This is a genomic window from Azospirillum fermentarium (assembly GCF_025961205.1).
Taxonomy (GTDB): Bacteria; Pseudomonadota; Alphaproteobacteria; order Azospirillales; family Azospirillaceae; genus Azospirillum; species Azospirillum fermentarium.
The window spans coordinates 687,090-708,984 of record NZ_JAOQNH010000002.1; the positions used below are offsets into that span (position 1 = coordinate 687,090).

The window sequence follows — 21,895 nt, forward strand, 5'->3', positions numbered from 1 at the left end:
GGGCCGGATCACGTCGGCGGCGGCGGCAACGTCGCCTCGATCAGGTAGAAGGGATAGACCAGATTGCTGCGCACGTTGGTCTGGCGCACCAGGAACGCGATGGTGATCTGGACCTGCCCCGCCCGGTAGTCGATGGTCTCCACGCTCACCTCCTCCACGTCGATGCGCGGCTCCCAATCCAGGATGGCCTTGGCGACCAGGGAACGAATCTGGTTGGCCGCGGTGGTGGTCAGGGTGGTGAACACCTTGTCCCACAGCGACGCGCCGTAGGCCGGCAGCATCAGCCGCTCCCCCAGCCGGGTGGACAGCAGAATCCACAGGCTTTCCTTGATGTCCTGCACCCCCTTGCTCATGGTCACCGACGCCGCCGTGCGGTCGAAGGTGGGGGGGAAGCTCCAGCCGGTGCCGAGGAACGGCGCGTCGTCGGTGTAGGTCATGGCCCTATCCCCCGATCATGACGGTGGGCAGGCCCATGACGACGGACCCGCCGTGGACGGTGCTGTCGCCCATGCGCGCCGCCGGCATGCTGTTGATCAGCACGGTGGCCGATCCCTTGGCGATGCTGTCGGGCGGGCCGACGCAAAAGCAGGTGTCGCCCACCCGCGCCGCCGGCAGCCCCCCGATCAGCACCGTGGCCGAGCCGGGGCCCAGCACCGGCCCCCCCACGTGGGGAATGGGGGGAACGCCCGGCGTTTCCATCGGGCAGACGTGCATGTCGGTCAGGCGGGCGGCGGGGGGCATGGCGGTCCTCGTCCTCTCCGGTCTCAGTTGATCTTCACCAGGGCGCCCTGGACGGTCACGATCCCGGAGGAGGTGAGCTTCGCCTCGGCGCTGCCCTGGGCGCTGAAACTGGCGTCCGCCGTCTGCTTGATGGTCGCCCCCTTCACGCTGACCGTGCCGTTGGCCGACAGCGACAGGTTGCCGTCGGCGGAGACGGTGACGTTTCCCCCCGCCGACAGGCTGATGTTGCTCTTGCTCTTCACCGTCACGCCGCTGCCGTCCAGGGTGACGGTGTTGCCGTTCATGTCCTTGACGGTGATGCTCTTGGCGTCGTCGTCCAGCCGGACGCTCTGGCCGCCGGGGGTGCTGATCTCCACCGCCTTCTTGTCCTCGAAGAAATCCAGGCGCAGCTTGGCGCGGGTGACGATGCTCTTCTGGTTGTTTTCCGCCGCGGGCGTGACGGGGGGCGGGTTCTTCTTGCTGTACAGGCTGCCGACGATGACGGCGAAGCGCGGGTCGCCGTTCATGAACGCCACCACCACCTCGGACCCCACCTCGGGGTAGAATTCGGCGCCGATGCCGTTGTAGGCGTAGAAGCTGCCCAGCCGTGCCCACACCCCCAGCGAGCCTTGGGCCTGCAGCAGCGGCAGGGTGACGTAGACCCGGAACTCGCCGTCGGGATCGGTGGCGATCTTCTGCACCAGCCCGGTCTGGAGGTTGGGCCCCGGCGGCAACTGCCCCGACGCGCCGGGGGCGGGGATGTCGGGGGTGGTGGCGCTGAACCAGTCGGGCGACAGCCCGGCCTCCACCGTGGTCCGCCAGAAGCCGCCGGTCACCGAATGATGCACGGCGCCGATGACGTAATCGCCGTTGAACCGGCCGCCCAGGCCGGCCAGCGTGATCATCGCGCCGGTCTTGGCCAGGGCGCTGCCCTGGAAGCTGACCTGCCCGCGGTTCTTGGCCAGGGTGTTCTTGGTCAGGTCGGCGGACGACCACGCGGTCAGGTCCGCCGTGCCCAGCGTGCCGCCGGTCTGCTGCAGGAACTGGGTGATCCCGAACACCTTGGCCAGATCGGCGGACGAGATGTTGCCCGGCGCCGAGACCGAGGTGGCGGCGGCGCCCGATTTCGCCAGCGCCTGCGTCGCCGGATCCCAGGCATAGCTCTGGATGGCCGATGCGCTGTACTGGGTGGCGGCGTCCATATCCGCCTGGAAATCCAGGATGGAATCGCCGAACGTCACGGTCAGCACCGGCGACTGGCTGGTATCGGGCGGGGCGACGGTGACCTTTCCGGCGTCGGCCATCACCATCATGCCGTTGAGCTGCGCCCGGATCACCATCAGATCCCAGGCGCTGGCATAGTACTGCACCACCGTCGGCTGGGTGGCGCTGGTGGCGGTGACCGACGCCGTGAGCCCGGCGCCGGTGATCAGTTTGGTGATCAGCGCGCTGTCGGTGATGTTTTCATAGATGGCGTTGCCGCGGGCCAGGGTCATGGCCATGGCCTTGTCCGTCGCCTCCACCACCAGGCGGGAGGCGGTGTTCTCGCCGATTTCCAGCCCCTGGCGGTAGATGATCCCGGAAAACACCGTCGTCTCGCTGCCGTCATAGCCCAGGCCGATGGTCAGGGTGGCGCCGGGGATCAGGGTGCTGCTCTCGCTGATGGGAAAGGTGCCGGTGGCGGCATCGCCGTCGGTGATGACCAGCCGCGCCTTGGGCAGCTTGTTCACGCCGTGCCACACGTCGATGGACACCACCTGCCACGAACTGTCGAGGGCCGAGCCGTTGGCGGTGATGGTGAAGCTGACCAGCGCGCCGGAAAGCTGTACGGGGGAGGGGGCGGTCATTGGGCGGCGGTCCGGTCCAGGGGGGGGAACAGAAGCTGAGTGCCGGGAACCAGCGTGCGGAACGTGTTCAGCCCGTTGAATTCGGCGACGCGCAGGTAATAGAGGCTGCTGCCGTAGATGCGGTAGCACAGCGTGGGCAGCGAATCCCCCGCCACCACCGTGACGATGTGGGTCAGGTCGGGGGAGCTTTTGTTTTCCTGCTTGGCGAGCTGCTGTTCGCTGGTGAAGCCCAGGAAGCTGACCGCCATGCGCGCGCGCAGCGGCGTGCCGTCGGGCTTGAAGAGGGTGTAGTTGATGTTCAGGGTCTTCAGCCGGCACTGGAACTGGAGCTGCGCCCACGACAGCAGCACGAAGTTGGGGCTGTGGATCTTGCCGTTGTATTGCAGCACCAGCGCCTTGAACTTGTCGATCAGCCCGGCCACCCCGTCGGCGGGGGCGTCGGGGGTGCCGGTGATCGGGCTGGGCACCACGCCGGTGGCGTCGAACACCAGTTCGAACGACACGCTGTCGGGGCCGACACGGTTGAAGTTGGGCGACGGTCCGCCACTGCCCTGCGCCTGCCGGTCGTTGTAGCAGATGGCGTATTGGTAGGAGTACGAGGCCGGGTTGATCCACACGGTATAGGGATCGCCGACCTGAGCCGTGAAGTTCTGGTCGGAATAGGCCGTGATGATCATCTTTTCCAGGCCGCCGGCCATGATCAGCGCCCCTGCCCGGCCTTGAGCGCGCGCAGCACCTCGCGGATGCAGCGCTCGACCACCGCATCCATCTGGGATGGGGTCAGGCCGCCGTCCTCGCAGCCGCAGCCGCCGTTCCCGCCCCGGCCTTGCCCGTCCTCGCCGGCGGCGGGGGCCGCCGGGCCGCCGACCGCCATGCGCACCCCGATCTCGCTGATTTCCAAAGGCATGGACACTCCCCGGTTTCGGTTCGGCGGCGGTTACGGCACGGCGATGCGCGTGACCGTGGAATATGAGAACTCCAGCACCTCGGTCAGCACGTCGTTCTTCATGGAATCGAACGGGCCGGTGACCCAGCGCACCGGCCACGCCCGCTCGAAATTCCACGCCGCCAGGGGTGAACGGTCCGTCCCCAGCAGCATGACCACGATGGTGTTGGTGGTGATGGGGGCCGCATAGGTGGACCCCACCGTCTGCCCCGCCCACGTGGCCAGATAGGAGGCCCCGGTGACGAAGCCCCGCTTCAGCACCAGATTGCTGGCGCGGGTGGGTTTGGGCAGGCGGTGGACGTAGCGGTTCTCGCCCCCCTCCTGCAATTCTTCCACGTCGATCCGGGCGTCCAGCCCCGACACCTCCTGAAAGCTCGCGTCCGACTGGGTGGTGCCTTGGGCCGCACCGCTGCTGCCCGCCACCGAGACGGAGAAGCTGAACGCCGGTGCCGGATAAAGGACCGTAGAGGTTGTCGTCATGGCTGGAACGCCCGCACCGTCGGTTTACTGGGTGGCCACGACCAGGGTTTCGTACGCGACCTCGACGCTTTCGACCGCGACTTCGTTGCCTTCGGACTTCAGGTCGGTGCCGGTGATCTTGGTCGGCCAGGCGTTGTTCAGCGTCCACACGATCTTGGGCGCGCCGGTTTCGTCCAGCAGGTTGATGACCACCGTCTGCCGCTGGATGGTGTTCATCTTGATCTGGTTGAACCAGTTCCACAGGGTGTTGTCGTTGACGAAGATGCCCTTGCGCATGGTCACGTTGCCCACCTTGCCCAGGCCCGGCATCTTGATGGGGTAGAAGCTGGGGCTGTCGCCGTGGCGGTATTCGATGGGCCGGGCTTCGGAGTCCAGCCCGCTGACCTCCTGAAAGCTGACGGTGCTGCCGCCGATCTGGACCGAGAAGTAAAATTTAGGAAGGGGCCAAATATTGTTCTGCGTTTCGCCGCTCATAATGCTCTCCCGTCAATGGCGTGTGGGGGGACGGCCGTCCTGGGGCGCCGTTACGACCCCTGCATGGTCTGGGTGAAGGTCAGTTCGATGTATTCGGCCGGGCGGACCATCTGGAGCGTGACCGACACGATCATGTAGCCGTCCAGAATGTTCTGGGAGGTCATGGTGGTGCCCAGCCCGCACTGCACGCTGAAGGCGTCCGAGGCCTTGTCGCCCATCAGCCCGCCCTGCGACCAGACGCCGGTCAGGAAGTTGGAGATCATGCTGATGACCGTGGTCCAGGTCTGGCCCACGTTGGGGGCGAAGACGAACGGCTGGATCGCCGCCTTGATCGACTGCTCGATATAGACCAGGGTGCGGCGCACCTGGATGTAGCGGTAATCGCCGCTGTTGCCGTCGAGCGTGCGGGCACCCCACACCACCGTGCCGCGGTTGGGGAACGTGCGCAACAGGCCGATGGACTCGCCGTTCAGCGGCACGTTGTAATCTTCCTGCTGCTCGTCGGTCAGGGTCACCTTGGGGGCGACGACCGACAGCAGGGAGACGTTGGCCGGGGCGTTCCACACGCCCTTGTTGGCGTCGTTCTTGGTCCAGATGCCGGCCATGGCGCCGCTGGGCGGGGCCACGTTCAGCTTGTCCAGCATGATCTGCAGAATCTGTCCCAGCAGCGGCAGGGCGTTCAGCAGATAGTTGTTGGTGGTGGTGATCTGGCTGTTGATCTGGCTCTGGGTCAGGCTGTTGCTCCACGCCTGCGGCTTGCCGTCGGGCGGGTAGGCGGTGGAGACGTAGCCCAGCACCTCGGTCAGCTTGGTCCCGCTGTAGGTCTGCGTGGCCTGGGTGGTCAGCAGCTGGTTCATCAGCACGATGCTGGGATAGGTGTCGCCGGTGCTGTCGCCGTACAGGCTGGTGTAGTTGACGTCGCTGGACGTCAGGACCGACACCTCGATCGCCGGGGCATAGGCGGTGCCGTAGCTGAAGCTGTCCGCGGCGGCGCTGGTCGCCTCATAAAACGCGGTGCGGGTCGTCTCCAGCCCCGTGGGGGTCCAGTTGTCCGCATTCACCGCGCCCGGCAGGTCCAGGATCGCCACGCGGTCCTTCAGAGAGGCCGACTGGCTGAGCATGCCGCACACCACGTCGCTGTACGGGCTGCCCGACGCGGTGGTGGTGCCGTCGCTGACCATCTGGTATTTCAGCAGGCAGGCGTCGGGCACCACGACCATGGTCGGCCCCGTCGTCTGCTGGGCCACCGTCAGGCCGCCCTTCAGCGCCTCGCTGGACGCGCTGGACAGTTGGATCGGCGACTGCGAGGGAGAGGCGGAAACCTCCTGCGTGCCGTAATAGTTGGCGACCGACACCACGTAGCAGTTGCCGCCGCCGTTGTTGTAGAAAAGCTGGACGGCGGTGTAGAGGTTGAACCGCGCCACCTGATCCGGGTCCGAGCCGGCGACTTTGGGGTTGTTGGGCGTGACCTCGTAATTCAGAAGCTGCGGCGCAAGGGACGGCGAGGACTTGGCAGGCGATGACTTCGCGGGCGATGCCGGCGAGGCGGGGGATGCCGGGGATCCGGTGGTCACCTCGTTCGACAGAACGTCGGAAAACCACGCCTGGAAATCGTACGGCAGGGTGGTGCCCAACGACGGGCTGGCGACCGCCGGGCTGGCCGGCGACGTCACGGGGCTGGCCGGCGAGGCGGGAGCGGATGAGGCCACCTCGCTGACATAGTACTTGGTGTCGAAGGGGCCGCCGAAATAGCTCTCGAAATCGGCCAGCGAACCGATGGGGATCGCCTGATTGTAGACCGGTTTGCCGCTGCTGGGATCCTTGGCGGTTGCGGTATAGCCGATGAACACGGGAATGGCGGTCGCCACCCCCACCACCGACGGTGCGAAGGCGGGGAATTCGGTGATGTAGACGCCTGGCGTCTTGCGGTTCATATAACTGCTGGCCATAGAACTCCGCTCCTTCGCGGTCGGGGTGGATAATGGCGCCGTGCCGTTCCGCCGGTGGGCGGCGGAGCGTCAGGCGTAGATGAAAATTTCCGAAACGCCCCCGTCGCCGCCGGCCGCCGCCGGCCAGACCGGGGACGCCGCCGCCGCCGGCAGCGGGTCGATTTTGATGTCCTGTTCGCTGCCGTCGGGGTCGCTGCGCTGGCCGGTCAACCGGAAGCGCTGCGTGGGATACTGGCGCAGCGGCAGCGCGGAGAGGGACGTGAACAGGACCGCGGGAATCCCGTTGGGCAGAAGCACCGGCTGGGGGGCCTGGGTGAAATCCGCACCGCTGCCCTCGATCCGCAGACCGCTGAATGTCCCCCCCGGCCCCAGCGGCGACAGATAATAGCGCCATTGGGTGGAGCGCGCCTGAAACGGCAGGACATAGGTGACGTTGCCCATGGCGTCGTCATCGCCGCCGCCCTGGTCCTCCCACAGCGGCGGCACGGGATAGATCCCCGTCATGGACGGGTTCGGCTGGGTCAGCAGAACGTCGAGCAGGCACAGCGGCGCCGGGTCGCCGACGGTGTAGACGACGGTGCTGGCGGAGACCTCGGTGCCATCGCCGTCGGCGGTGGTGACCGTGTAGATCCCCAGGGGAAGGCCGGAGAAGTCGATGGTTATCTGCACCGCCTGCGCGCTGGGCGGCGGGGCGGGTTCCTTCTTGACGACCGCGCCGGACAGGTCGGTGACGGTCACCACCTGTCCGGGGCTGACCGGCACGGTCATCTCGGTCCCGGTGACGGGATAGAGATCCTGCTGCGACAGGTAATCCCCCCGGCAGAACCGGATCACCGGCCCGTCGGCGTGGGCCTGGCTGTTGCAGGCGTACAGGTTCTGTTGGTTGGGGTTGGTGGTGATCGGCAGGTCGGTGATGTTGACGAAATCGGCGTTGCCCGATTGCAAGGTGAAGGTCAGGCGGGTCCAGCAGCCGGGCTGCCCGTCGCCCGGACTGGCCGGTGTCGCCGATTGGGCGCGCAAATAGGCGATCAGGCCCTGCGCGTCGGCCCGGTTGTAATAGACCGCGAACCCGGCCTCGCCAGCCCGGAAGAGCAGATTGAGCTGGCTCATCAGCGCCACGCTGTCCGGCGACGGGGTGACGGTGAAGCCGGGGCAATGGTCCCGGACGTTGTTGAAGAACCGGTGGCGGAAGTCGATGCGGAACAGCAGGGTGTAGCGGTCGTCCCGAACGCTGCCCGCCGCACCCTGCCCCGGTGCGGGCTGCACGGGCGGCCGGTACTGGAAACGGCGCGTGGTGGAGGCGCTGCGGCTCATCAGCCCCCGGCTCCCGGCGCTTTTTCGTAAATGCCGCCGCCCTGAACGGCGTAAGACCGCGCCGTCATGGTGGTGTCGCCGTTGAACGGCAGCATGCGCAGCTTGTAGAAGACGCTGGGCAGGTATTTCGTTCCCAGCATCCCCATGATGTAATTGATCTCGACGGGGTTGATGTTCACGAATTCCAGCGTGATCTTTTCCGTCTGCGGCGGCAGGTCGGGGCAGTTGGCGTGGGTCAGGGCCGGGCTCTGCTGGAAGAACGAAATGACCCGGGAAATCGCACCCAGCCCCGTTGCGTATTGATTGTCGGTAAAATTCGCCAATAAAATCAGATAAAGATCAATATAGATCGGAGGATTCACCGTATAATATTGATTGACCCCCGGTTGTGTTGCCGCATAAGTGCTGATCGTGGTTTCATTCGTGATGCTGTAAACGCTCATCACGACTTTGTTCTTGGCGTTTTCATTGACGCTGCCGTCATGTCCGACCAAGCTGGTCAGGGTCACCCAATCATCTGGCCTATTCTCAATATTGCTCAAATAAGAATTCAGTCTCTTTTGAATAGCTTCCAGGGTTGAGCGAATCAAATCCATGACGGATTGGCCCTATCTTAAGTTATAATTAAAACATACCAACGTATGATAAACTGTAATCTTGTAACTATTTTTAGATATGATTACGCCATCGGGAATTGTCAAGAATGTTATATAGTTCCAATTATATTATCGAGCCGACTCGAAGCATTGTCTATTTGTAGGGATATTGAGTAATCCGAAGAAAATCGAATAAAGCAACTTCTGATATTGCGTAACGCAATGGTGAAGAGTGGGAATTCCACCTGTGGCGGTGATGCCGGAACGGCGGCAGGCCCCTGCCGGGGGGCAGGGGCCTGGAATCCGTGGCCATCATTGAAGGGGGGAGAGGGATGCGCTACGCCGCCAGCGCCACGCCCAGATGGCGTTCCATCAGCGCGTGGTCGTCGCGCGCTTCCGCCGCCGGTCCCATATGGACCACCTGCCCGCGGTCCAGCATGACCACGGTGTCGGCGAAGTCGAGCGCCCGGTCCACCTGCTGTTCCACCAGGATGAGGGTCATGTCCAGATGGGACAGGGCCTCCATCAACTGGTCGCAGATGACGGGGGCCAGCCCTTCCAGCGGTTCGTCGAGCAGCAGCACCGACGGCTGGCCCAGCAGGGCGCGGGCGACGGACAGCATCTGCTGCTCGCCGCCGGAAAGCTGGCCGCCGCCGTTGCTGCGCCGTTCCTTCAGCCGGGGAAACAGGGCATAGGCTTCCTCCAGGGCCGAGCGGGGGCGGTTCTTCAGCCCGGTGATGAGGTTCTCCTCCACCGTCAGCGATTTGAAGATGTCGCGGGTCTGGGGTACGAAGCCCAGGCCCGCTTCCGCCCGCGCGGACGAAGACATGCCGGTCAGTTCCACCCCGTCCAGCCGGATGGACCCGGCGTGGCGGTTGGTCTGGCCCACCAGGGTGGCGAGCGTGGTGGTCTTGCCCACCCCGTTGCGGCCCAGCAGCGCCACCCGGCCCTTGGGCGGCACGGAGAAGCCCAGATCCTCGATGATGCGGGTCTCGCCGTAGCCGGCGGTCAGGCCGGAAATCTCCAACAGTCCCTTGGCGTTGTTAGTGGTGGGCATTGGCGCGGCTCCCCAGATAGACCTCGCGCACGCGGGGGTCGGCGGTGATCTCCGCCGCCGTGCCGCTGCACAGCAATTGCCCCTGCGCCAGCACGATGATGCGCTTGGCGAAGCGGAACACCAGATCCATGTCGTGCTCGATCATCAGCACCGCCAGATCGTCGGGCAGCCGGTCGAGCGCGTCGAGGATGCGGTGGCTTTCCGAATGGGGCACGCCCGCCGCCGGCTCGTCCAGAATAAGAACCTTGGGCTTCATGGCCAGGGCCAGCGCGATTTCCAGCAGGCGCTGCTGGCCATAGGCCAGCGTGCCCACGGCGGTCTCGGCCACCGGGGTCAGGCCCATGCCCTCCAGCAGCTCCGCCACCTCGTCGGCCAGGCCGGGGATGCGGCGGACGTTGGCGAACAGGCGGAAGGTGCGGCCCGTGCGCTCCAGCACCGCCAGTTCCAGATGCTCGCGCACGGTCATGCTGCGGAACAGGCGCGCCACCTGGAACGAGCGGATCAGCCCGCGGCGCACCCGCGCTTCCGCCGACTGGCGGGTCACGTCGTGGCCTTCGATGCGGATGGTGCCGGCGGTGGGGGGAATGACCCCGGTGACCAGATTGACGAAGGTGGTCTTGCCCGCCCCGTTCGGGCCGATCAGCGCGCAGCGGTCGCCCTTGCGCAGCTCCATGGTGATGTTGGACGACACCTGAAGCCCGCCGAAATTCTTGCTCAGGCCATCCACCTGCAACAGCGGTGTCCCGGTCATGACCGAACTCCCTTCACCAGCGGCATCAGACGGGCCGACAGCGACGCGATGCCGCCCGGCAGGAACAGGACGATCCCCATCAGGAACAGCCCGATGAACAGCATCCAGTGGAACGGATCGGTGGACGCCAGGATGTGGTGGATCGCCATGAACGCCACGGTGCCGATCACCGCACCGTAAAGACGCCCGGTGCCGCCCAGCACCAGCATGATCATCGCCTCCGCCGACCATGAGAAGCCGGCGCTGTCCAGGCCCACGATGCCGCTGGTGATGGCGGTCAGGGCACCGGCGATGCCGGCGAACACCCCGGCCACCCCGTACATGGACACCAGATAGCGCCGCGGCGACCCGCCGAGTGCGGCGATGCGCAGCGGCTCCTCCTTCACACCCCGGCAGGCCAGCCCGAAGGGTGAGCGCACGATCCGCCGCGCCACCAGAAAGCCCACGATCAGCACCGCCAGCGCGAACAGGTACGATGTGCGGCCATACAGGTCGAAGCGGAACAGCCCCAGCACCGGCGCGGGGTCGATGCCCGACAGCCCGTCGCTGCCCCCGGTCCAGTCGCGGGCCTTGTTGGCGACCTCCTGCACGATTTGGGCGACGGCGATGGTCAGCATCAGCAGCGTCAGCCCGCGGGCGTGCAGGATCAGCGCGCCGGTGAGCAGTGCGATCAAACCGCCGGCCACCCCGCCGATGCCCAGCAGCACCAGCGGGTCGGACACCCAGTTGACCGCGGCGATGCCGGCGGCATAAGCCCCGGTGCCGAACATGGCGGCGTGGCCCAGCGTGGCGATACCGCAATAGCCCAGCACCATATCCAGCGACATGACGAACAATGCCGCAGCGGTGATACGGGTCAGCAGCCCCAGATCGTTGGGGAACAGCCAGAAGGCGCCCAGGCCGACGGCGGCCATGGCCACCACCGGCACGGCGTCGGCCACCAGGGTGGGCAGGGTGGTGCGGCGGGGAAGGGGGGTGGTGCCGGTGGTCATGGTGTCGGTCCCGTGGGCGCTCATGCCGACCTCCCCTGGAAGAAGCCGTGTGGCCAGCGGAACAGGATCAGGATGAGGGCGGCGTAGAAGAAGAACTCGCCGAAATTGGGGATCAGATACTTGCCGGCGGTGTCGATCACCCCCAGCGTCAGCGCCGCCATGGCGGACCCGAAGATGCTGCCCGCCCCGCCCACGGCCACCACGGCCAGGAACAGCACGATGTAGCGGATGGCGTAATAGGGTTCCAGCGGCAGCAGTTCCGCCCCCAGGACACCGCCCATGGCCGCCAGCCCGGTGCCGAGCGCGAAGGTGGCCATGTAGAGCCGTTCGGTGCGGATGCCCAGGGCCGCGGCCATGGCCGGATCATCCACCGCCGCCCGCAGCCGGATGCCGAAGCTGGTGCGTTCCAGCAGCCACCACAGGGCCAGGATGGTCACGGCCCCCATGCCGATCACGAACGCCCGGTGGATGGGAATGGATTTCGGCCCGAGATTCAGGGTGCCGGTCAGCATCTCCGGCAACGGCACGCGTTTCAGCGTCGGCCCGAACAGATAGTTGATGGTGGCGACGATGACGAAGGTCAGGCCGATGGTCAGCAGCACCTGGGCCAGTTCGTTGGCCGAGCCGTAGATGCGGCGGTAGAGAAGTTTTTCCAGCGGCAGCGTCGCCGCCACCGTCAGCAGCACCGCCGCCACCAGGGCCAGCCCATAGGGCAGCCCCATATCCTGTGCGGCGTAGGAGGCGACATAACCCGCGGCCATGGCAAAGGCCCCGTGGGCCAGATTGACCACCCGCATCAACCCCAGCGTGACCGACAGCCCGACCGAGATGATGAACAGGATCATCCCGTACGCAACGCCGTCCACGGCGATGCCGAATACCGTTTCCATAGCGTGACTCCCAGCCGCCCGCCGCCCGCCGGCAGCACCGGCGGACGGTGGGCGGTAAGCCCAAGGGGATTACTTACCGGCCTTGAAACCGTAGTCCGGCTGGTTGGGGAAGGCGGCGATCTCCGTGTTCTGGAGCTTGCCGTTCTTCGGCTCGGTCACGCGCAGATAGATGGTCTGGGTCACATGGCGGGACTCGGGGTCGATCTTCAGCGGCCCGCGCGGGCTTTCCCACGTCATGCCCTTTACCGCGTCCACCGCCTTCAGCCCGTCGGACTTGCCGCCGGTGGCCTCGATCATCTTGTAGATGACGTGGGTGCCGTCATAGGCGCCGACCGAGGTGAAGGTCACGGTGTCGGTGGACCCGAACAGCTCCTTGTGCTTGGCGACGAAGGCGCGGTTCAGGTCGGAATCGTGGACCTGGCTGTAGTTGAAGGTGGTGACGATGCCGTCGGCCGCGTCACCCAGGGCCGGCAGGTCGGGTTCCTGGGTGATGTCGCCGGGGCCGTAGAACTTGACGCCCTTGGCCTTCAGCCCGGTGTCGTTGAACGCCTTCGCAAAGGCAAGCGTGGTCGGGCCGGCGGGCAGGAAGGCATAGATGGCCTGGGCGCCCGAATCCTTGATGCGCTGCATGAAGGGGGCGAAGTCGGTGGACTTCAGCGGCATGCGGATGCTGTCCACCACCCGGCCGCCTTCGCCCTCGAACGTCTTCTTGAAGGCGGTTTCGCCGTCGATGCCGGGGCCGTAGTCGCTGACCGCGGTGGCGACCTTGGTCACACCCTGCTTGGCGACGTACTGGGCCAGCGGCACCGTGTTCTGCCACAAGGTGAAGGAGGTGCGCACGTAGCGCGGCGACTTTTCGGTGATGGCCGAGGTGGCGGCGTTGAAGATGACGCAGGGGATGTTGGCTTCGTCGATCAGCGGGGCGACGGCCAGCGCGTCGGGGGTGAAGAAGAAGCCGGCGAGATATCCCACCTTTTCCTTTACGATCAGTTCCTGGGCCAGCGCCTTGCTCTGGGCCGGGTTGGCCTGATCCAGATCCTTGTAGATGAATTCAACGGTGTCGCCGCCGACGGTCTTGCCGTGCTGGGCCTGATAGACCTCGATCGCTTCCTTGAAGGTCTTGCCCACAGTGGCGAAGGGGCCGGAGAAGGGGGCGACCACGCCCACCTTGATGGTGCCGGCCCAGGCCGCACCGGTGCCGAGAGCGATGGTGAAGACGGCACCCAGCAGGGTGCTGCGCAGCGTTCCAGACATGATTCCTCCCACAAGGATCGGCCCCCACCCGCTGGTCTTGCTGTTGTTGCGGGGCAGGGGTGACGATGGTTTTACGTGAACTCTTCGGTATCGATTTCCGCCTGGGTGGCGGCGTTGTACCGGGGGCCGTGAACGGCGTGCGGCGGGAACAGGGCGTCCAGTTCCGCCACCGTCGCGGCATCCAGTTTCACCGCCGCCGCCCCGGCATTCTCGTCCAGATGATCCAGACGGGTGGTGCCGGGAATGACGGTGATGTCGTCACCCTTCGCCAGGACCCAGGCCAGGGCCAGTTGGGCGGGGGTGCAGCCCACCTTGGCCGCCACCGCCGTTGCTCCCTCAAGCAACGGCTGGTTGGCGGCGAAGAGGGCGGGGGTGAAGCGCGGCATGGCCCGGCGAATGTCCTTGGCCTCCAGCGTCTCCACCTCGGTCAGGGCGCCGGTCAGGAACCCGCGGGCCAGCGGGCTGAACGCGACGAAGGCCGTGCCCAGGTCGCGGCAGGCGTCCAGCACCGCGATTTCCGGGTTGCGGCTCCACAGGGAATATTCGCTCTGCACCGCCGTGATGGGGTGCACGGCGTGCGCGCGGCGGAGCGTGGAGGCCGACACCTCCGACAGGCCGATGGTGCGGATCTTGCCGTCCTTCACCAGATCGGCCAGCGCGCCGACGCTGTCCTCGATGGGAATGCGCTTGTCCCAGCGGTGCAGATAATAGAGGTCGATGACGTCGGTGCGCAGGCGGCGCAGCGAGTCCTCGCAGGTGCGCTTCAGCACCTCGGGCCGCCCGTCGATCTCGCGCACGCCGGCATCGTTGCGGAACATGCCGCATTTGCTGGCCAGCACGAACTCGTGCCGCCGGCCCGCCAGAACCTCGCCCAGCAGGGTTTCGTTGGCCCCGAACCCATAGAGTGCTGCGGTGTCGAAGAAGGTGATGCCGAGATCCAGCGCCCGGCGCAGGATGGCGCCCGCGTGTTCGGGCGACGGCGGCACGCCGTAGGCGTGGGACAGGTTCATGCAGCCCAGACCCACGGCCGACACGGAGAACGGCCCCAGCGTGCGCTTTTCCATTGCCATCAATCCTTCTTCGCCGTGCCGTGTTACGCGTTCAGGCATTCTTCCAGACGGTGCAGCGTGCGCATGGCCGGCAGGCACTGGGCGACGCTGGCGTTCGGTTCCCGCTTGTCGCGGATGGCCGAGAAGAACTCGCGGTCGATCAGTTCGATGCCGTTGTTCGACACGGTGACGCCGCTAAGGTCGATCTTGTTCTCCTTGCCATCGTACAGGTCGTCGTACCGGGCGATGTAGGTGCCGTTGTCGCAGATGTAGCGGAAGAAGGTGCCCAGCGGCCCGTCGTTGTTGAACGACAGCGACAGGGTGCAGACGGCACCCGACGGCACCTTCATGCCGATGCTCATGTCCATGGCGATGCCCAGCGTCGGGTGGATCGGACCCTGGAGCGCCTGGACCTTATCGGCCACCTCGCCGGTCTGGTACTGGAACAGGTCCACCGTGTGGCAGGCGTGGTGCCACAGCAGATGGTCGGTCCAGGTGCGCGGCTGACCCAGCGCGTTCATGTTGGTGCGGCGGAAGAAATAGGTCTGCACGTCCATCTGCAGAACCTTCAGCTCGCCGGCCTTGATGCGGTTGTGGATCCACTGGTGGCTGGGGTTGAAGCGGCGGGTGTGCCCGGCCATGGCGACCAGCCCGGTGGCCTTCTGCACCTCGACCAGACGCTCGGCGTCGGCCAGGCTGTCGGCCATGGGGATCTCCACCAGCACGTGCTTGCCGTGTTCCAGGCACTGGATGGCCTGGGAGGCGTGGACCGGGGTGGGGGTGGCGAGGATCACCGCCTCCACGTCGCTGCGCTCCAGGCTTTCCTTGAGATCCTTGGTCCAGTGGGGGATGCCGCGGGCCTTGGCGAAGCCTTCGATATCGTCCGGCCCGCCGCCGACCACCGACACCACCTCGATCCCATCGATGGCGGAAACGGCTTCCAGGTGCTTCATGCCGAAGGCGCCGGCGGCGCCCGCAACGCAGATCTTCATTGTTTCCTCGTCAAAACGGAATTCTTGTTCGTTCGCAGGGGCGCGGATCAGGGATTGTCGAGCTTCGCCAGGATGGCGTCGGCCAGCGCGCCGTAATTGTCGGGGCCGATGGCGGCGGCGTTCAGCTTCAGATCGCCCACCCGCTGCTGCCATTCCACCGCGGCCCGCGCCATGGTGCCGCCCAGGCCCAGATCGTCCACGGTGCGCGCCACCTCCCGCATTTCGGCGGCGCGGCGGATGCCGTGGGTCATCACCCGTTCCTGCATATACGCGGCCTTGGCCTTGAAATCGAAACCGGGGTAGGTGACGTCCAGCGAACTCAGGACCACATCGTCCACCCCGGCCTTGCGCCCGGCCAGCACGCATTCCAGGAACAGCGCCTCCATCCCCTTCATCATGATCGAGCGGATCATCTTGATGGAGGAGGCGGCACCCACCACCGGCCCGGCGACCTTGGCCTTCATGTCGAGCGCGCTCAGGGCGGCCAATGCGGCGTCGGCGTGGGGGCCGGCCAGCAGCAGCGGCGTGTGGTGGCGTTTGGGATAGACCGGGGCCATCACCGCGGTGTCCACATAGCGCCCGCCCGCCGCCTCGATCAGCCGGGCGGCCTCTTCCTTGGTGCCGGGGGCGCAGGAATTGCCGTCGCAGTAGAGCGCACCATCCTGAATGCAGGCGGCGGCGGCCCGCGCGGCGTCCAGCGCCTGATCGGCCGTGACGAGCGAGAGGACGATGGCCGCCCCATCCAGGGCCGCGGCCAGCGTCTCCCCGCCCGTCACGTCGGCAGCGGCGTAATTCGACCACTTCAGGTTGCTGACGGCGGGATCGGGTGATGCGGTTTTGATATCGAAGGCGGCAACCGGCGCCGTCACCCCCGCGTCACGCCAGCCGGTGCGGAAAGCGGTCGCCGCTTCCCCGAAGCCGATGAAAGCCACCTTGCCCGTCTGCGTCATCGCCGCCTCGCATCCTTCAGCCATCGGTCCGTATGTATTCTAGGGGTATCCCACCGGACACCGCAGAGGAAATTCGATGACGGGCCGGGCTATTCGATTTTTAAATAGCCCTGTGAACGGAAAACCAATGGCTCTCACGTCCGCCGCACCGGCGACACCGCCTGCCCCCCCGCTTCGCGCAGCAGCGCCATGAACCGTTCCTGCATGGGCGTGGGGCGCCAGCCCCGGCGGATGGTCAGCCCGATGGGCCGTGCCGTGTCGGGCAGGTCCAGCGGCAGCACCACCAGAAGGCCCAGGTCGTGTTCGTGGCGAATCTGATGGACCGAGACCAGCGTCAGCCGGTCGCTGCCCAGCAGAAGGCCACGCACCAGAATCTGCGAACTGGTCTCGATCAGGCCGCGGGGCGGGGTGGTGCCGAACAGCATCTCGAAGCGGTCGCGGGTGGGCGTGCCCCGGCGCGGCAGCACCCATTGATAGTCCCTGAGATCATCCAGCGTCAGCCCCGGCTTGCGGCTCAAGGGGTGGAAGGCGCGGGCCACCACCGCCAGCGGATCGTCGAACAGCGGTTCCTGCTCCACGTCGGCGATGGGCAGCGGGTCGCGCAGCGCGCCGATCAGCACGTCGATCTCGCCATGGCGCAGCCCGTGCAACAAATCATCATAAGGACCGTCGATGACGTCGATTTCCACATCGGGACGGTCGCGCACCAGACTGTTGATTGCCGTGGGCAGGATGAAGGGGCGTGACAGGGGCATGCTGCCCACCACGATTCGGGTGGTGTCGCCGCCGCGGGTTTCCGCCACCTCGGCAAAGCCCTGCTCCAGCTCGGCCAGGGCCAGTTTCACATGCTGTACCAGAGCCTTGGCCGCGGGCGTGGTGGTGATTCCGGTCGGGGTGCGCACGAACAGCCCCAGCCCCGACAGCCGTTCCAGGTCGCGGGCGGCCCGGTGCATGGTCGGCTGGGAAATGCCGGCGTTGCGGGCGGCGAGGCTGAAGTTGCCGGCGTCCGCCACTGCCGTCAGCGCCCGCAACTGCGCCGCCGTCAGCAACTGGTCGAAATCGGGGAAACCGCGGACACCCTTGCGCCCGCCGATGCGGATCGCGTCGCGCGTGCCGGTGCGCAGCCGGTCGATGGCCCGCTCCGCCCGCTCCAGGAACAAAGCACCCGCCGACGACACGCTCATGCCGTCGGGGCGGCGGTCGAACAGGGATGCCCCCACCTCCTCCTCCAGCTTGGCGATGGCCTGGGTGATGGCGGGCTGGGACAGGTGGACATGCTCCGCCGCCTGGCTGATGGACCCGCGGCGGGCCACCTCGCAGAAGGCACGCAGGTGGCGGATGTTGGGGATCTCTTTCATGGGATTTTGCTGCGCCGCAACATGGGATTGGAAAGGCCTATAGCAAAAGCTTATACGATCGCCGCGAGATCGAAATAGAAAAAGCGGCCGCATGAGCGGATGATGGCTTCATCAAAGCTTGAGAAGAATTCCCGAGGGAGCGGGACACCACGGCCACCAGCGGCTCAGCCCCGTGCAGACGGAGGTATGCGCTGGACAATGAAGGGACTCCGCATGGGCGGAATCCGTCAGGTTGTGGACGCTTCCCCGCGGTCTTATCCCCGAACTCGCGGATGGACAGTGATGAACGTCGTCGTGCAAAACATCGAACGGGCCGATGCGGCGGTGATCGCCGGACTGGCTGAATGCGGCGTGGCCGCGGTCCATGAAGCGCAGGGGCGGATCGGCCTGCTGGCCTCGTACATGCGGCCCATCTATGCCGGGGCGCAGGTGGCCGGCTCGGCGGTGACCATTTCCGCCGCACCCTGCGACAACTGGATGCTGCACGTCGCCATCGAACAGCTCAAGGCGGGCGACATCCTGGTCCTGGCCCCCACCTCGCCGTCGGACGCCGGCTATTTCGGCGACCTGCTGGCCACCTCGGCCATGGCGCGGGGCTGCCGCGGGCTGGTGATCGACGCCGGCGTGCGCGACATCCGCACCCTGACCGAAATGGGCTTCCCCGTGTGGTCCAAGGCGGTGTGCGCCCAGGGCACGGTGAAGGAGACGCTGGGGTCGGTCAACGTGCCCATCGTCTGCGCCGGGGCCGCCATCAACGCCGGTGACGTGATCGTGGCCGACGACGACGGCGTGTGCGTGGTCCGCCGCGACGACGCCGCCACGGTGCTGAAGGCCGCCCAGTCCCGCATCGCCAAGGAAGAGGAAAAGCGCGTCCGGCTTGCTGCCGGCGAACTGGGCCTCGACATCTACGACATGCGTCCGCGGCTGGCGGAAAAGGGGCTGAAATATGTCTGACGGCGTGCGCTGCATGTGGATGCGCGGCGGCACCTCCAAGGGCGGGTATTTCCTGGCCGGGGATCTGCCGGCGGACACCGGCGCGCGCGACGCTTTCCTGCTGCGCGCCATGGGATCGCCCGACCCGCGCCAGATCGACGGCATGGGCGGGGCCGACCCGCTGACCTCCAAGGTCGCGGTGGTGAAAAAGTCGGAGCGGCCGGGCGTGGACGTGGATTACCTGTTCTTGCAGGTGTTCGTGGACAAGCCCGTGGTCACCGACGCCCAGAACTGCGGCAACATCCTGGCCGGCATCGGGCCGTTCGCCATCGAACGCGGATTGGTCGCGGCCCGCGACGGTGAAACCCCGGTGACCATCTTCATGGAAAACACGGGCCAAGTGGCCGAAGCGCTGGTGCCGACGCCGGGCGGCGTGGTCAGCTACCGCGGCGATGCCCGCATCGACGGGGTTCCCGGCTCGGCCTCGGCCATTCCGGTGGAATTCCGCGACACCGCCGGGTCGAGCTGCGGGACGCTGCTGCCCACCGGCAACGCGGTGGACGAGATCGACGGGGTGGCCGTCACCTGCATCGACAACGGCATGCCGGTGGTGGTGCTGCGGGCCGAGGATCTGGGCGTGCGCGGCGACGAGACCCGCGAGGATCTCGACGGCAACACCGAGCTGAAGGCCCGGCTGGAGTCCATCCGGCTGAAGGCCGGACCGCTGATGAACCTGGGCGACGTGCGCGACAAATCGGTGCCGAAGATGTCGCTGGTCAGCCGGGCGGTGAATGGCGGGGCGATTTCCACCCGCACCTTCATCCCGCACCGCTGCCACGCCTCCATCGGCGTGCTGGGGGCGGTCAGCGTCGCCACCGCCTGCGCCCTGCCGGGATCGCCCGCCGCAGCCTTGGCCGTGGTGCCCGAGGGGCGGCGCAAGAGCCTGAGCATCGAGCATCCGACCGGCGAGATGACGGTGGTGCTGGAAACGGACGAGGGCGGGCAGGTGACCCGCGCGGCCATCCTGCGCACCGCGCGCAAGCTGTTCGACGGCGTGATCTTCGCCGACTGATACCGGTTTTCGAAAAGGGACCATCCATGGACGCCGATTACCTGCCGTTCCACCCCAATCCCAGCAAGCCGGCCTACCGCCCGCCGCCGGGATCGGTCGATGCCCATTGCCATGTGTTCGGCCCCGGCGACGTCTTCCCCTATGCGCCGGAACGCAAGTACACGCCGTGCGACGCGCCCAAGGAAAAGCTGTTCGCGCTGCGCGATTTCCTGGGTTTCGAGCGGAACGTGATCGTCCAGGCCACCTGCCACGGCCGCGACAACCGGGCGCTGGTGGATGCGCTGCGGGCATCGAACGGTCTGGCCCGCGGCGTCGCCTCGGTCGGGCCGAACGTGACCGAGGATGAACTGCGCGAGATGGACGAGGCCGGCGTGCGCGGCGTGCGCTTCAACTTCGTCAAGCGTCTGGTGGACTCCACGCCCAAAGAGGTCTTCCTCGGCATCGCCGAGAAGATCGCCAAGTTCGGCTGGCACATCGTGGTCTATTTCGAAGCGCAGGATCTGGAGGGGCTGATCCCCTTCATCAAGCAGCTTCCCACCGTCGTGGTGGTGGACCACATGGGCCGCCCCGACATCGCCAAGGGCGTCGATCATCCCGACTTCCAGCGCTTCGTCGGGCTGATGCACGACCTGCCCACCCTGTGGAGCAAGGTGAGCTGCCCCGAGCGCCTGAGCCTGCAGGGGCCGCCGTCCTACGACGACGTGGTGCCGTTCGCCCGCACGCTGGTCGATACCTTCCCCGGCCGCGTGCTGTGGGGCACCGACTGGCCGCACCCGAACATGAAATCCCACATGCCCGACGACGGGCATCTGGTGGACGTGATCCCGCGGATCGCCACCACCGAAGAGAAGCAGAAGGCGCTTCTCATCGACAACCCGATGCGCCTTTACTGGAACACTTAAATACCACTGGCCTCAAACGCCGGCGCGGGCATCAGCCCGCTTGGCTTCCGCGGGCATGTGCCCGCGGGGCCGCCGTCGCGGCCCTCCAGTGGTACGGGTCAAAGAGCCGTACCATTGGGATAAGAACCACACACCCGGAGGAAATAGAATGGAACCCGCCAAGACGCTGGAGCCGATCCCCGGCACCATCATCTTCGACGGCGCCATGGCCGTCAAAGGCTACGCGCTCAACAAGATGTGCTACACCTTCAACGGCGCTGCCGCGCGCAAGGAATTCCTGGCCGACGAAGACGCTTATTGCGCGAAATTCGGCCTGACGCCGGAACAGACCACGGCCATCAAGGAACGCAATGTCCTGGCCCTGCTCGATAACGGCGGCAACATCTATTACCTGGCGAAGTTCATCGGCATGCTCGGCCTGAACGTCCAGGACATCGGCGCGCAGCAGACCGGCGTGAGCGTCGAGGAATTCAAGGCGAAACTTCTGGCCGCGGGGCACTGAGATCATGGCACGCATCGTTGGCGGTATCACCACCTCCCACATTCCGGCGATCGGCAACGCCATTTCGCGGGAAATGTTCGAAGATCCGTACTGGAAGCCGTTCTTCGACGCCTATCCCCGCGCGCGGGAATGGCTGGACGAGGTGAAGCCCGACGTGGCCATCGTCGTCTACAACGACCACGGCCTGAACTTCTTCCTCGACAAGATGCCCACCTTCGCCATCGGTGCGGCACCGCAGTACACCAACGACGACGAAGGCTGGGGCCTGCAGCCGCTGCCGCCCTACCAGGGTGACCCGGAGCTGTCGTGGCATATCATCAATTCGCTGGTGGCCGACGAGTTCGACATCTGCTCGTGCCAGGAAATGCTGGTGGACCACGGTTTCACCGTGCCCATGTCGCTGATGTGGCCCGACCGGTCCAAGATGACCGTCAAGTCGATCCCGGTGGCGGTGAACACGGTGCAGCACCCGCTGCCGACCCCGGCCCGCTGCTTCAAGCTGGGTCAGGCCATCGGCCGCGCCGTCGCCTCCTTCCCCAAGGATCTGAAGGTGGTGGTTCTGGGCACCGGCGGGCTGTCGCACCAGCTCGACGGCCAGCGGGCCGGGTTCATCAACAAGGAATTCGACCTGATGTGCATGGAGAAGATCGTCAGCGATCCCGAGGCGCTGACCCGCTACTCCATCCATGATCTGGTGCGTCTGGCCGGCGCCCAGGGGGCCGAGCTGATCCTGTGGCTGATCATGCGCGGCACCATGACCGGCACGGTGTCCAAGGTTCACAGCAACTATCACATCCCGATTTCCAACACCGGTGCGGGACTGCTGGTGCTGGAGAACGCCGTCTGATCCGGGCGGCGTGCCCCTCC

The 21,895-nt window shown here is 66.3% G+C and carries 24 protein-coding genes; 5 read left to right on the plus strand and 19 right to left on the minus strand.

Translation table 11 applies throughout. From position 1 onward, the window contains the following. Positions 1 to 8: 8 nt before the first annotated feature. The 19 genes from M2352_RS17865 to M2352_RS17955 form a co-directional block, all read right to left on the minus strand. Entirely contained in the window at positions 9 to 437 is a 429-nt protein-coding gene (locus M2352_RS17865; RefSeq protein ID WP_264665859.1) for a GPW/gp25 family protein, read from the minus strand. 4 nt (positions 438 to 441) lie between these two features. Continuing rightward, positions 442 to 741, minus strand: a complete 300-nt coding sequence (locus M2352_RS17870; RefSeq protein WP_264665860.1) for a PAAR domain-containing protein — start codon at positions 739 to 741, stop codon at positions 442 to 444. A gap of 23 nt (positions 742 to 764) precedes the next feature. Then, positions 765 to 2,567 carry a type VI secretion system tip protein VgrG gene (gene vgrG / locus M2352_RS17875; protein ID WP_264665861.1) on the minus strand — a complete coding sequence of 601 codons (1,803 nt, stop codon included), beginning with the start codon at positions 2,565 to 2,567 and terminating at the stop codon, positions 765 to 767. Continuing rightward, entirely contained in the window at positions 2,564 to 3,265 is a 702-nt protein-coding gene (locus M2352_RS17880) for a CIS tube protein (RefSeq protein WP_264665862.1), read from the minus strand. The genes vgrG and M2352_RS17880 overlap by 4 nt, the downstream gene beginning before the upstream one ends. A 2-nt stretch (positions 3,266 to 3,267) precedes the next feature. Then, the gene (locus M2352_RS17885) at positions 3,268 to 3,474 is read right to left on the minus strand and encodes a DUF5908 family protein (protein WP_264665863.1); all 207 of its coding nucleotides are present in this window, start codon (positions 3,472 to 3,474) and stop codon (positions 3,268 to 3,270) included. Between the two features lie 30 nt (positions 3,475 to 3,504). Continuing rightward, entirely contained in the window at positions 3,505 to 3,993 is a 489-nt protein-coding gene (locus M2352_RS17890) for a phage tail protein (RefSeq protein WP_264665864.1), read from the minus strand. Positions 3,994 to 4,017: 24 nt separating this feature from the next. Next, on the minus strand, positions 4,018 to 4,467 hold the full coding sequence (locus M2352_RS17895) for a phage tail protein (RefSeq protein WP_264665865.1): 450 nt from the start codon (positions 4,465 to 4,467) through the stop codon (positions 4,018 to 4,020). A 50-nt stretch (positions 4,468 to 4,517) separates the two neighbouring features. Beyond that, positions 4,518 to 6,416 carry a phage tail sheath family protein gene (locus M2352_RS17900; protein WP_264665866.1) on the minus strand — a complete coding sequence of 633 codons (1,899 nt, stop codon included), beginning with the start codon at positions 6,414 to 6,416 and terminating at the stop codon, positions 4,518 to 4,520. Positions 6,417 to 6,485: 69 nt separating this feature from the next. After that, on the minus strand, positions 6,486 to 7,730 hold the full coding sequence (locus tag M2352_RS17905) for a T9SS type A sorting domain-containing protein (RefSeq protein WP_264665867.1): 1,245 nt from the start codon (positions 7,728 to 7,730) through the stop codon (positions 6,486 to 6,488). Further along, positions 7,730 to 8,326: a DUF4255 domain-containing protein gene (locus tag M2352_RS17910; RefSeq protein WP_264665868.1), complete on the minus strand. Its 597-nt coding sequence runs from the start codon at positions 8,324 to 8,326 to the stop codon at positions 7,730 to 7,732. The genes M2352_RS17905 and M2352_RS17910 overlap by 1 nt, the downstream gene beginning before the upstream one ends. A 337-nt stretch (positions 8,327 to 8,663) precedes the next feature. Next, positions 8,664 to 9,383 (minus strand): ABC transporter ATP-binding protein, encoded by a 720-nt coding sequence (locus tag M2352_RS17915; protein ID WP_264665869.1) that lies wholly within the window; start codon positions 9,381 to 9,383, stop codon positions 8,664 to 8,666. Then, a complete protein-coding gene (locus M2352_RS17920) occupies positions 9,370 to 10,134 on the minus strand; it encodes an ABC transporter ATP-binding protein (protein WP_264665870.1) in 765 nt (254 codons plus the stop codon). The genes M2352_RS17915 and M2352_RS17920 overlap by 14 nt, the downstream gene beginning before the upstream one ends. Beyond that, the gene (locus M2352_RS17925; RefSeq protein ID WP_264665871.1) at positions 10,131 to 11,150 is read right to left on the minus strand and encodes a branched-chain amino acid ABC transporter permease; all 1,020 of its coding nucleotides are present in this window, start codon (positions 11,148 to 11,150) and stop codon (positions 10,131 to 10,133) included. The genes M2352_RS17920 and M2352_RS17925 overlap by 4 nt, the downstream gene beginning before the upstream one ends. Further along, positions 11,147 to 12,016: a branched-chain amino acid ABC transporter permease gene (locus tag M2352_RS17930; protein ID WP_264665872.1), complete on the minus strand. Its 870-nt coding sequence runs from the start codon at positions 12,014 to 12,016 to the stop codon at positions 11,147 to 11,149. Before M2352_RS17930 ends, M2352_RS17925 begins: the two co-directional genes overlap by 4 nt. A gap of 69 nt (positions 12,017 to 12,085) precedes the next feature. Next, complete coding sequence (locus M2352_RS17935; RefSeq protein WP_264665873.1) at positions 12,086 to 13,270, minus strand: ABC transporter substrate-binding protein; 1,185 nt, start codon at positions 13,268 to 13,270, stop codon at positions 12,086 to 12,088. Positions 13,271 to 13,341: 71 nt separating this feature from the next. Continuing rightward, the gene (locus M2352_RS17940) at positions 13,342 to 14,334 is read right to left on the minus strand and encodes an aldo/keto reductase (protein WP_264665874.1); all 993 of its coding nucleotides are present in this window, start codon (positions 14,332 to 14,334) and stop codon (positions 13,342 to 13,344) included. 29 nt (positions 14,335 to 14,363) lie between these two features. Further along, positions 14,364 to 15,311: a Gfo/Idh/MocA family oxidoreductase gene (locus M2352_RS17945; RefSeq protein WP_264665875.1), complete on the minus strand. Its 948-nt coding sequence runs from the start codon at positions 15,309 to 15,311 to the stop codon at positions 14,364 to 14,366. 47 nt (positions 15,312 to 15,358) lie between these two features. Further along, complete coding sequence (locus M2352_RS17950) at positions 15,359 to 16,261, minus strand: DUF1932 domain-containing protein (RefSeq protein ID WP_264665876.1); 903 nt, start codon at positions 16,259 to 16,261, stop codon at positions 15,359 to 15,361. A 134-nt stretch (positions 16,262 to 16,395) separates the two neighbouring features. After that, entirely contained in the window at positions 16,396 to 17,619 is a 1,224-nt protein-coding gene (locus tag M2352_RS17955; protein ID WP_264665877.1) for a LysR family transcriptional regulator, read from the minus strand. A 282-nt stretch (positions 17,620 to 17,901) separates the two neighbouring features. Here M2352_RS17955 and M2352_RS17960 point away from each other — a divergent pair, with 282 nt between their 5' ends. The 5 genes from M2352_RS17960 to M2352_RS17980 all read left to right on the plus strand — a co-directional run bounded on the left by M2352_RS17960 (position 17,902) and on the right by M2352_RS17980 (position 21,875). Then, positions 17,902 to 18,573: a 4-carboxy-4-hydroxy-2-oxoadipate aldolase/oxaloacetate decarboxylase gene (locus M2352_RS17960; RefSeq protein ID WP_264665878.1), complete on the plus strand. Its 672-nt coding sequence runs from the start codon at positions 17,902 to 17,904 to the stop codon at positions 18,571 to 18,573. Then, the gene (locus M2352_RS17965) at positions 18,566 to 19,624 is read left to right on the plus strand and encodes a 4-oxalomesaconate tautomerase (protein WP_264665879.1); all 1,059 of its coding nucleotides are present in this window, start codon (positions 18,566 to 18,568) and stop codon (positions 19,622 to 19,624) included. Before M2352_RS17960 ends, M2352_RS17965 begins: the two co-directional genes overlap by 8 nt. Before the next feature lie 26 nt (positions 19,625 to 19,650). Next, positions 19,651 to 20,526: an amidohydrolase family protein gene (locus tag M2352_RS17970; RefSeq protein ID WP_264665880.1), complete on the plus strand. Its 876-nt coding sequence runs from the start codon at positions 19,651 to 19,653 to the stop codon at positions 20,524 to 20,526. Between the two features lie 148 nt (positions 20,527 to 20,674). Beyond that, on the plus strand, positions 20,675 to 21,028 hold the full coding sequence (locus M2352_RS17975) for a protocatechuate 4,5-dioxygenase subunit alpha (protein ID WP_264665881.1): 354 nt from the start codon (positions 20,675 to 20,677) through the stop codon (positions 21,026 to 21,028). A 4-nt stretch (positions 21,029 to 21,032) separates the two neighbouring features. Beyond that, positions 21,033 to 21,875, plus strand: coding sequence for a class III extradiol dioxygenase family protein (locus tag M2352_RS17980; protein WP_264665882.1), 843 nt, complete (start codon positions 21,033 to 21,035; stop codon positions 21,873 to 21,875). The last annotated feature ends 20 nt before the right edge of the window (positions 21,876 to 21,895 follow it).

Bases quoted from the DNA above. Each gene is read 5' to 3' on its own strand.
- M2352_RS17865 (WP_264665859.1), bottom strand. From the start codon at position 437: ATGACCTACACCGACGACGCGCCGTTCCTCGGCACCGGCTGGAGCTTC.
- M2352_RS17870 (WP_264665860.1), bottom strand. From the start codon at position 741: ATGCCCCCCGCCGCCCGCCTGACCGACATGCACGTCTGCCCGATGGAA.
- vgrG (WP_264665861.1), bottom strand. From the start codon at position 2,567: ATGACCGCCCCCTCCCCCGTACAGCTTTCCGGCGCGCTGGTCAGCTTC.
- M2352_RS17880 (WP_264665862.1), bottom strand. From the start codon at position 3,265: ATGGCCGGCGGCCTGGAAAAGATGATCATCACGGCCTATTCCGACCAG.
- M2352_RS17885 (WP_264665863.1), bottom strand. From the start codon at position 3,474: ATGCCTTTGGAAATCAGCGAGATCGGGGTGCGCATGGCGGTCGGCGGC.
- M2352_RS17890 (WP_264665864.1), bottom strand. From the start codon at position 3,993: ATGACGACAACCTCTACGGTCCTTTATCCGGCACCGGCGTTCAGCTTC.
- M2352_RS17895 (WP_264665865.1), bottom strand. From the start codon at position 4,467: ATGAGCGGCGAAACGCAGAACAATATTTGGCCCCTTCCTAAATTTTAC.
- M2352_RS17900 (WP_264665866.1), bottom strand. From the start codon at position 6,416: ATGGCCAGCAGTTATATGAACCGCAAGACGCCAGGCGTCTACATCACC.
- M2352_RS17905 (WP_264665867.1), bottom strand. From the start codon at position 7,730: ATGAGCCGCAGCGCCTCCACCACGCGCCGTTTCCAGTACCGGCCGCCC.
- M2352_RS17910 (WP_264665868.1), bottom strand. From the start codon at position 8,326: ATGGATTTGATTCGCTCAACCCTGGAAGCTATTCAAAAGAGACTGAAT.
- M2352_RS17915 (WP_264665869.1), bottom strand. From the start codon at position 9,383: ATGCCCACCACTAACAACGCCAAGGGACTGTTGGAGATTTCCGGCCTG.
- M2352_RS17920 (WP_264665870.1), bottom strand. From the start codon at position 10,134: ATGACCGGGACACCGCTGTTGCAGGTGGATGGCCTGAGCAAGAATTTC.
- M2352_RS17925 (WP_264665871.1), bottom strand. From the start codon at position 11,150: ATGAGCGCCCACGGGACCGACACCATGACCACCGGCACCACCCCCCTT.
- M2352_RS17930 (WP_264665872.1), bottom strand. From the start codon at position 12,016: ATGGAAACGGTATTCGGCATCGCCGTGGACGGCGTTGCGTACGGGATG.
- M2352_RS17935 (WP_264665873.1), bottom strand. From the start codon at position 13,270: ATGTCTGGAACGCTGCGCAGCACCCTGCTGGGTGCCGTCTTCACCATC.
- M2352_RS17940 (WP_264665874.1), bottom strand. From the start codon at position 14,334: ATGGAAAAGCGCACGCTGGGGCCGTTCTCCGTGTCGGCCGTGGGTCTG.
- M2352_RS17945 (WP_264665875.1), bottom strand. From the start codon at position 15,311: ATGAAGATCTGCGTTGCGGGCGCCGCCGGCGCCTTCGGCATGAAGCAC.
- M2352_RS17950 (WP_264665876.1), bottom strand. From the start codon at position 16,261: ATGACGCAGACGGGCAAGGTGGCTTTCATCGGCTTCGGGGAAGCGGCG.
- M2352_RS17955 (WP_264665877.1), bottom strand. From the start codon at position 17,619: ATGAAAGAGATCCCCAACATCCGCCACCTGCGTGCCTTCTGCGAGGTG.
- M2352_RS17960 (WP_264665878.1), top strand. From the start codon at position 17,902: ATGAACGTCGTCGTGCAAAACATCGAACGGGCCGATGCGGCGGTGATC.
- M2352_RS17965 (WP_264665879.1), top strand. From the start codon at position 18,566: ATGTCTGACGGCGTGCGCTGCATGTGGATGCGCGGCGGCACCTCCAAG.
- M2352_RS17970 (WP_264665880.1), top strand. From the start codon at position 19,651: ATGGACGCCGATTACCTGCCGTTCCACCCCAATCCCAGCAAGCCGGCC.
- M2352_RS17975 (WP_264665881.1), top strand. From the start codon at position 20,675: ATGGAACCCGCCAAGACGCTGGAGCCGATCCCCGGCACCATCATCTTC.
- M2352_RS17980 (WP_264665882.1), top strand. From the start codon at position 21,033: ATGGCACGCATCGTTGGCGGTATCACCACCTCCCACATTCCGGCGATC.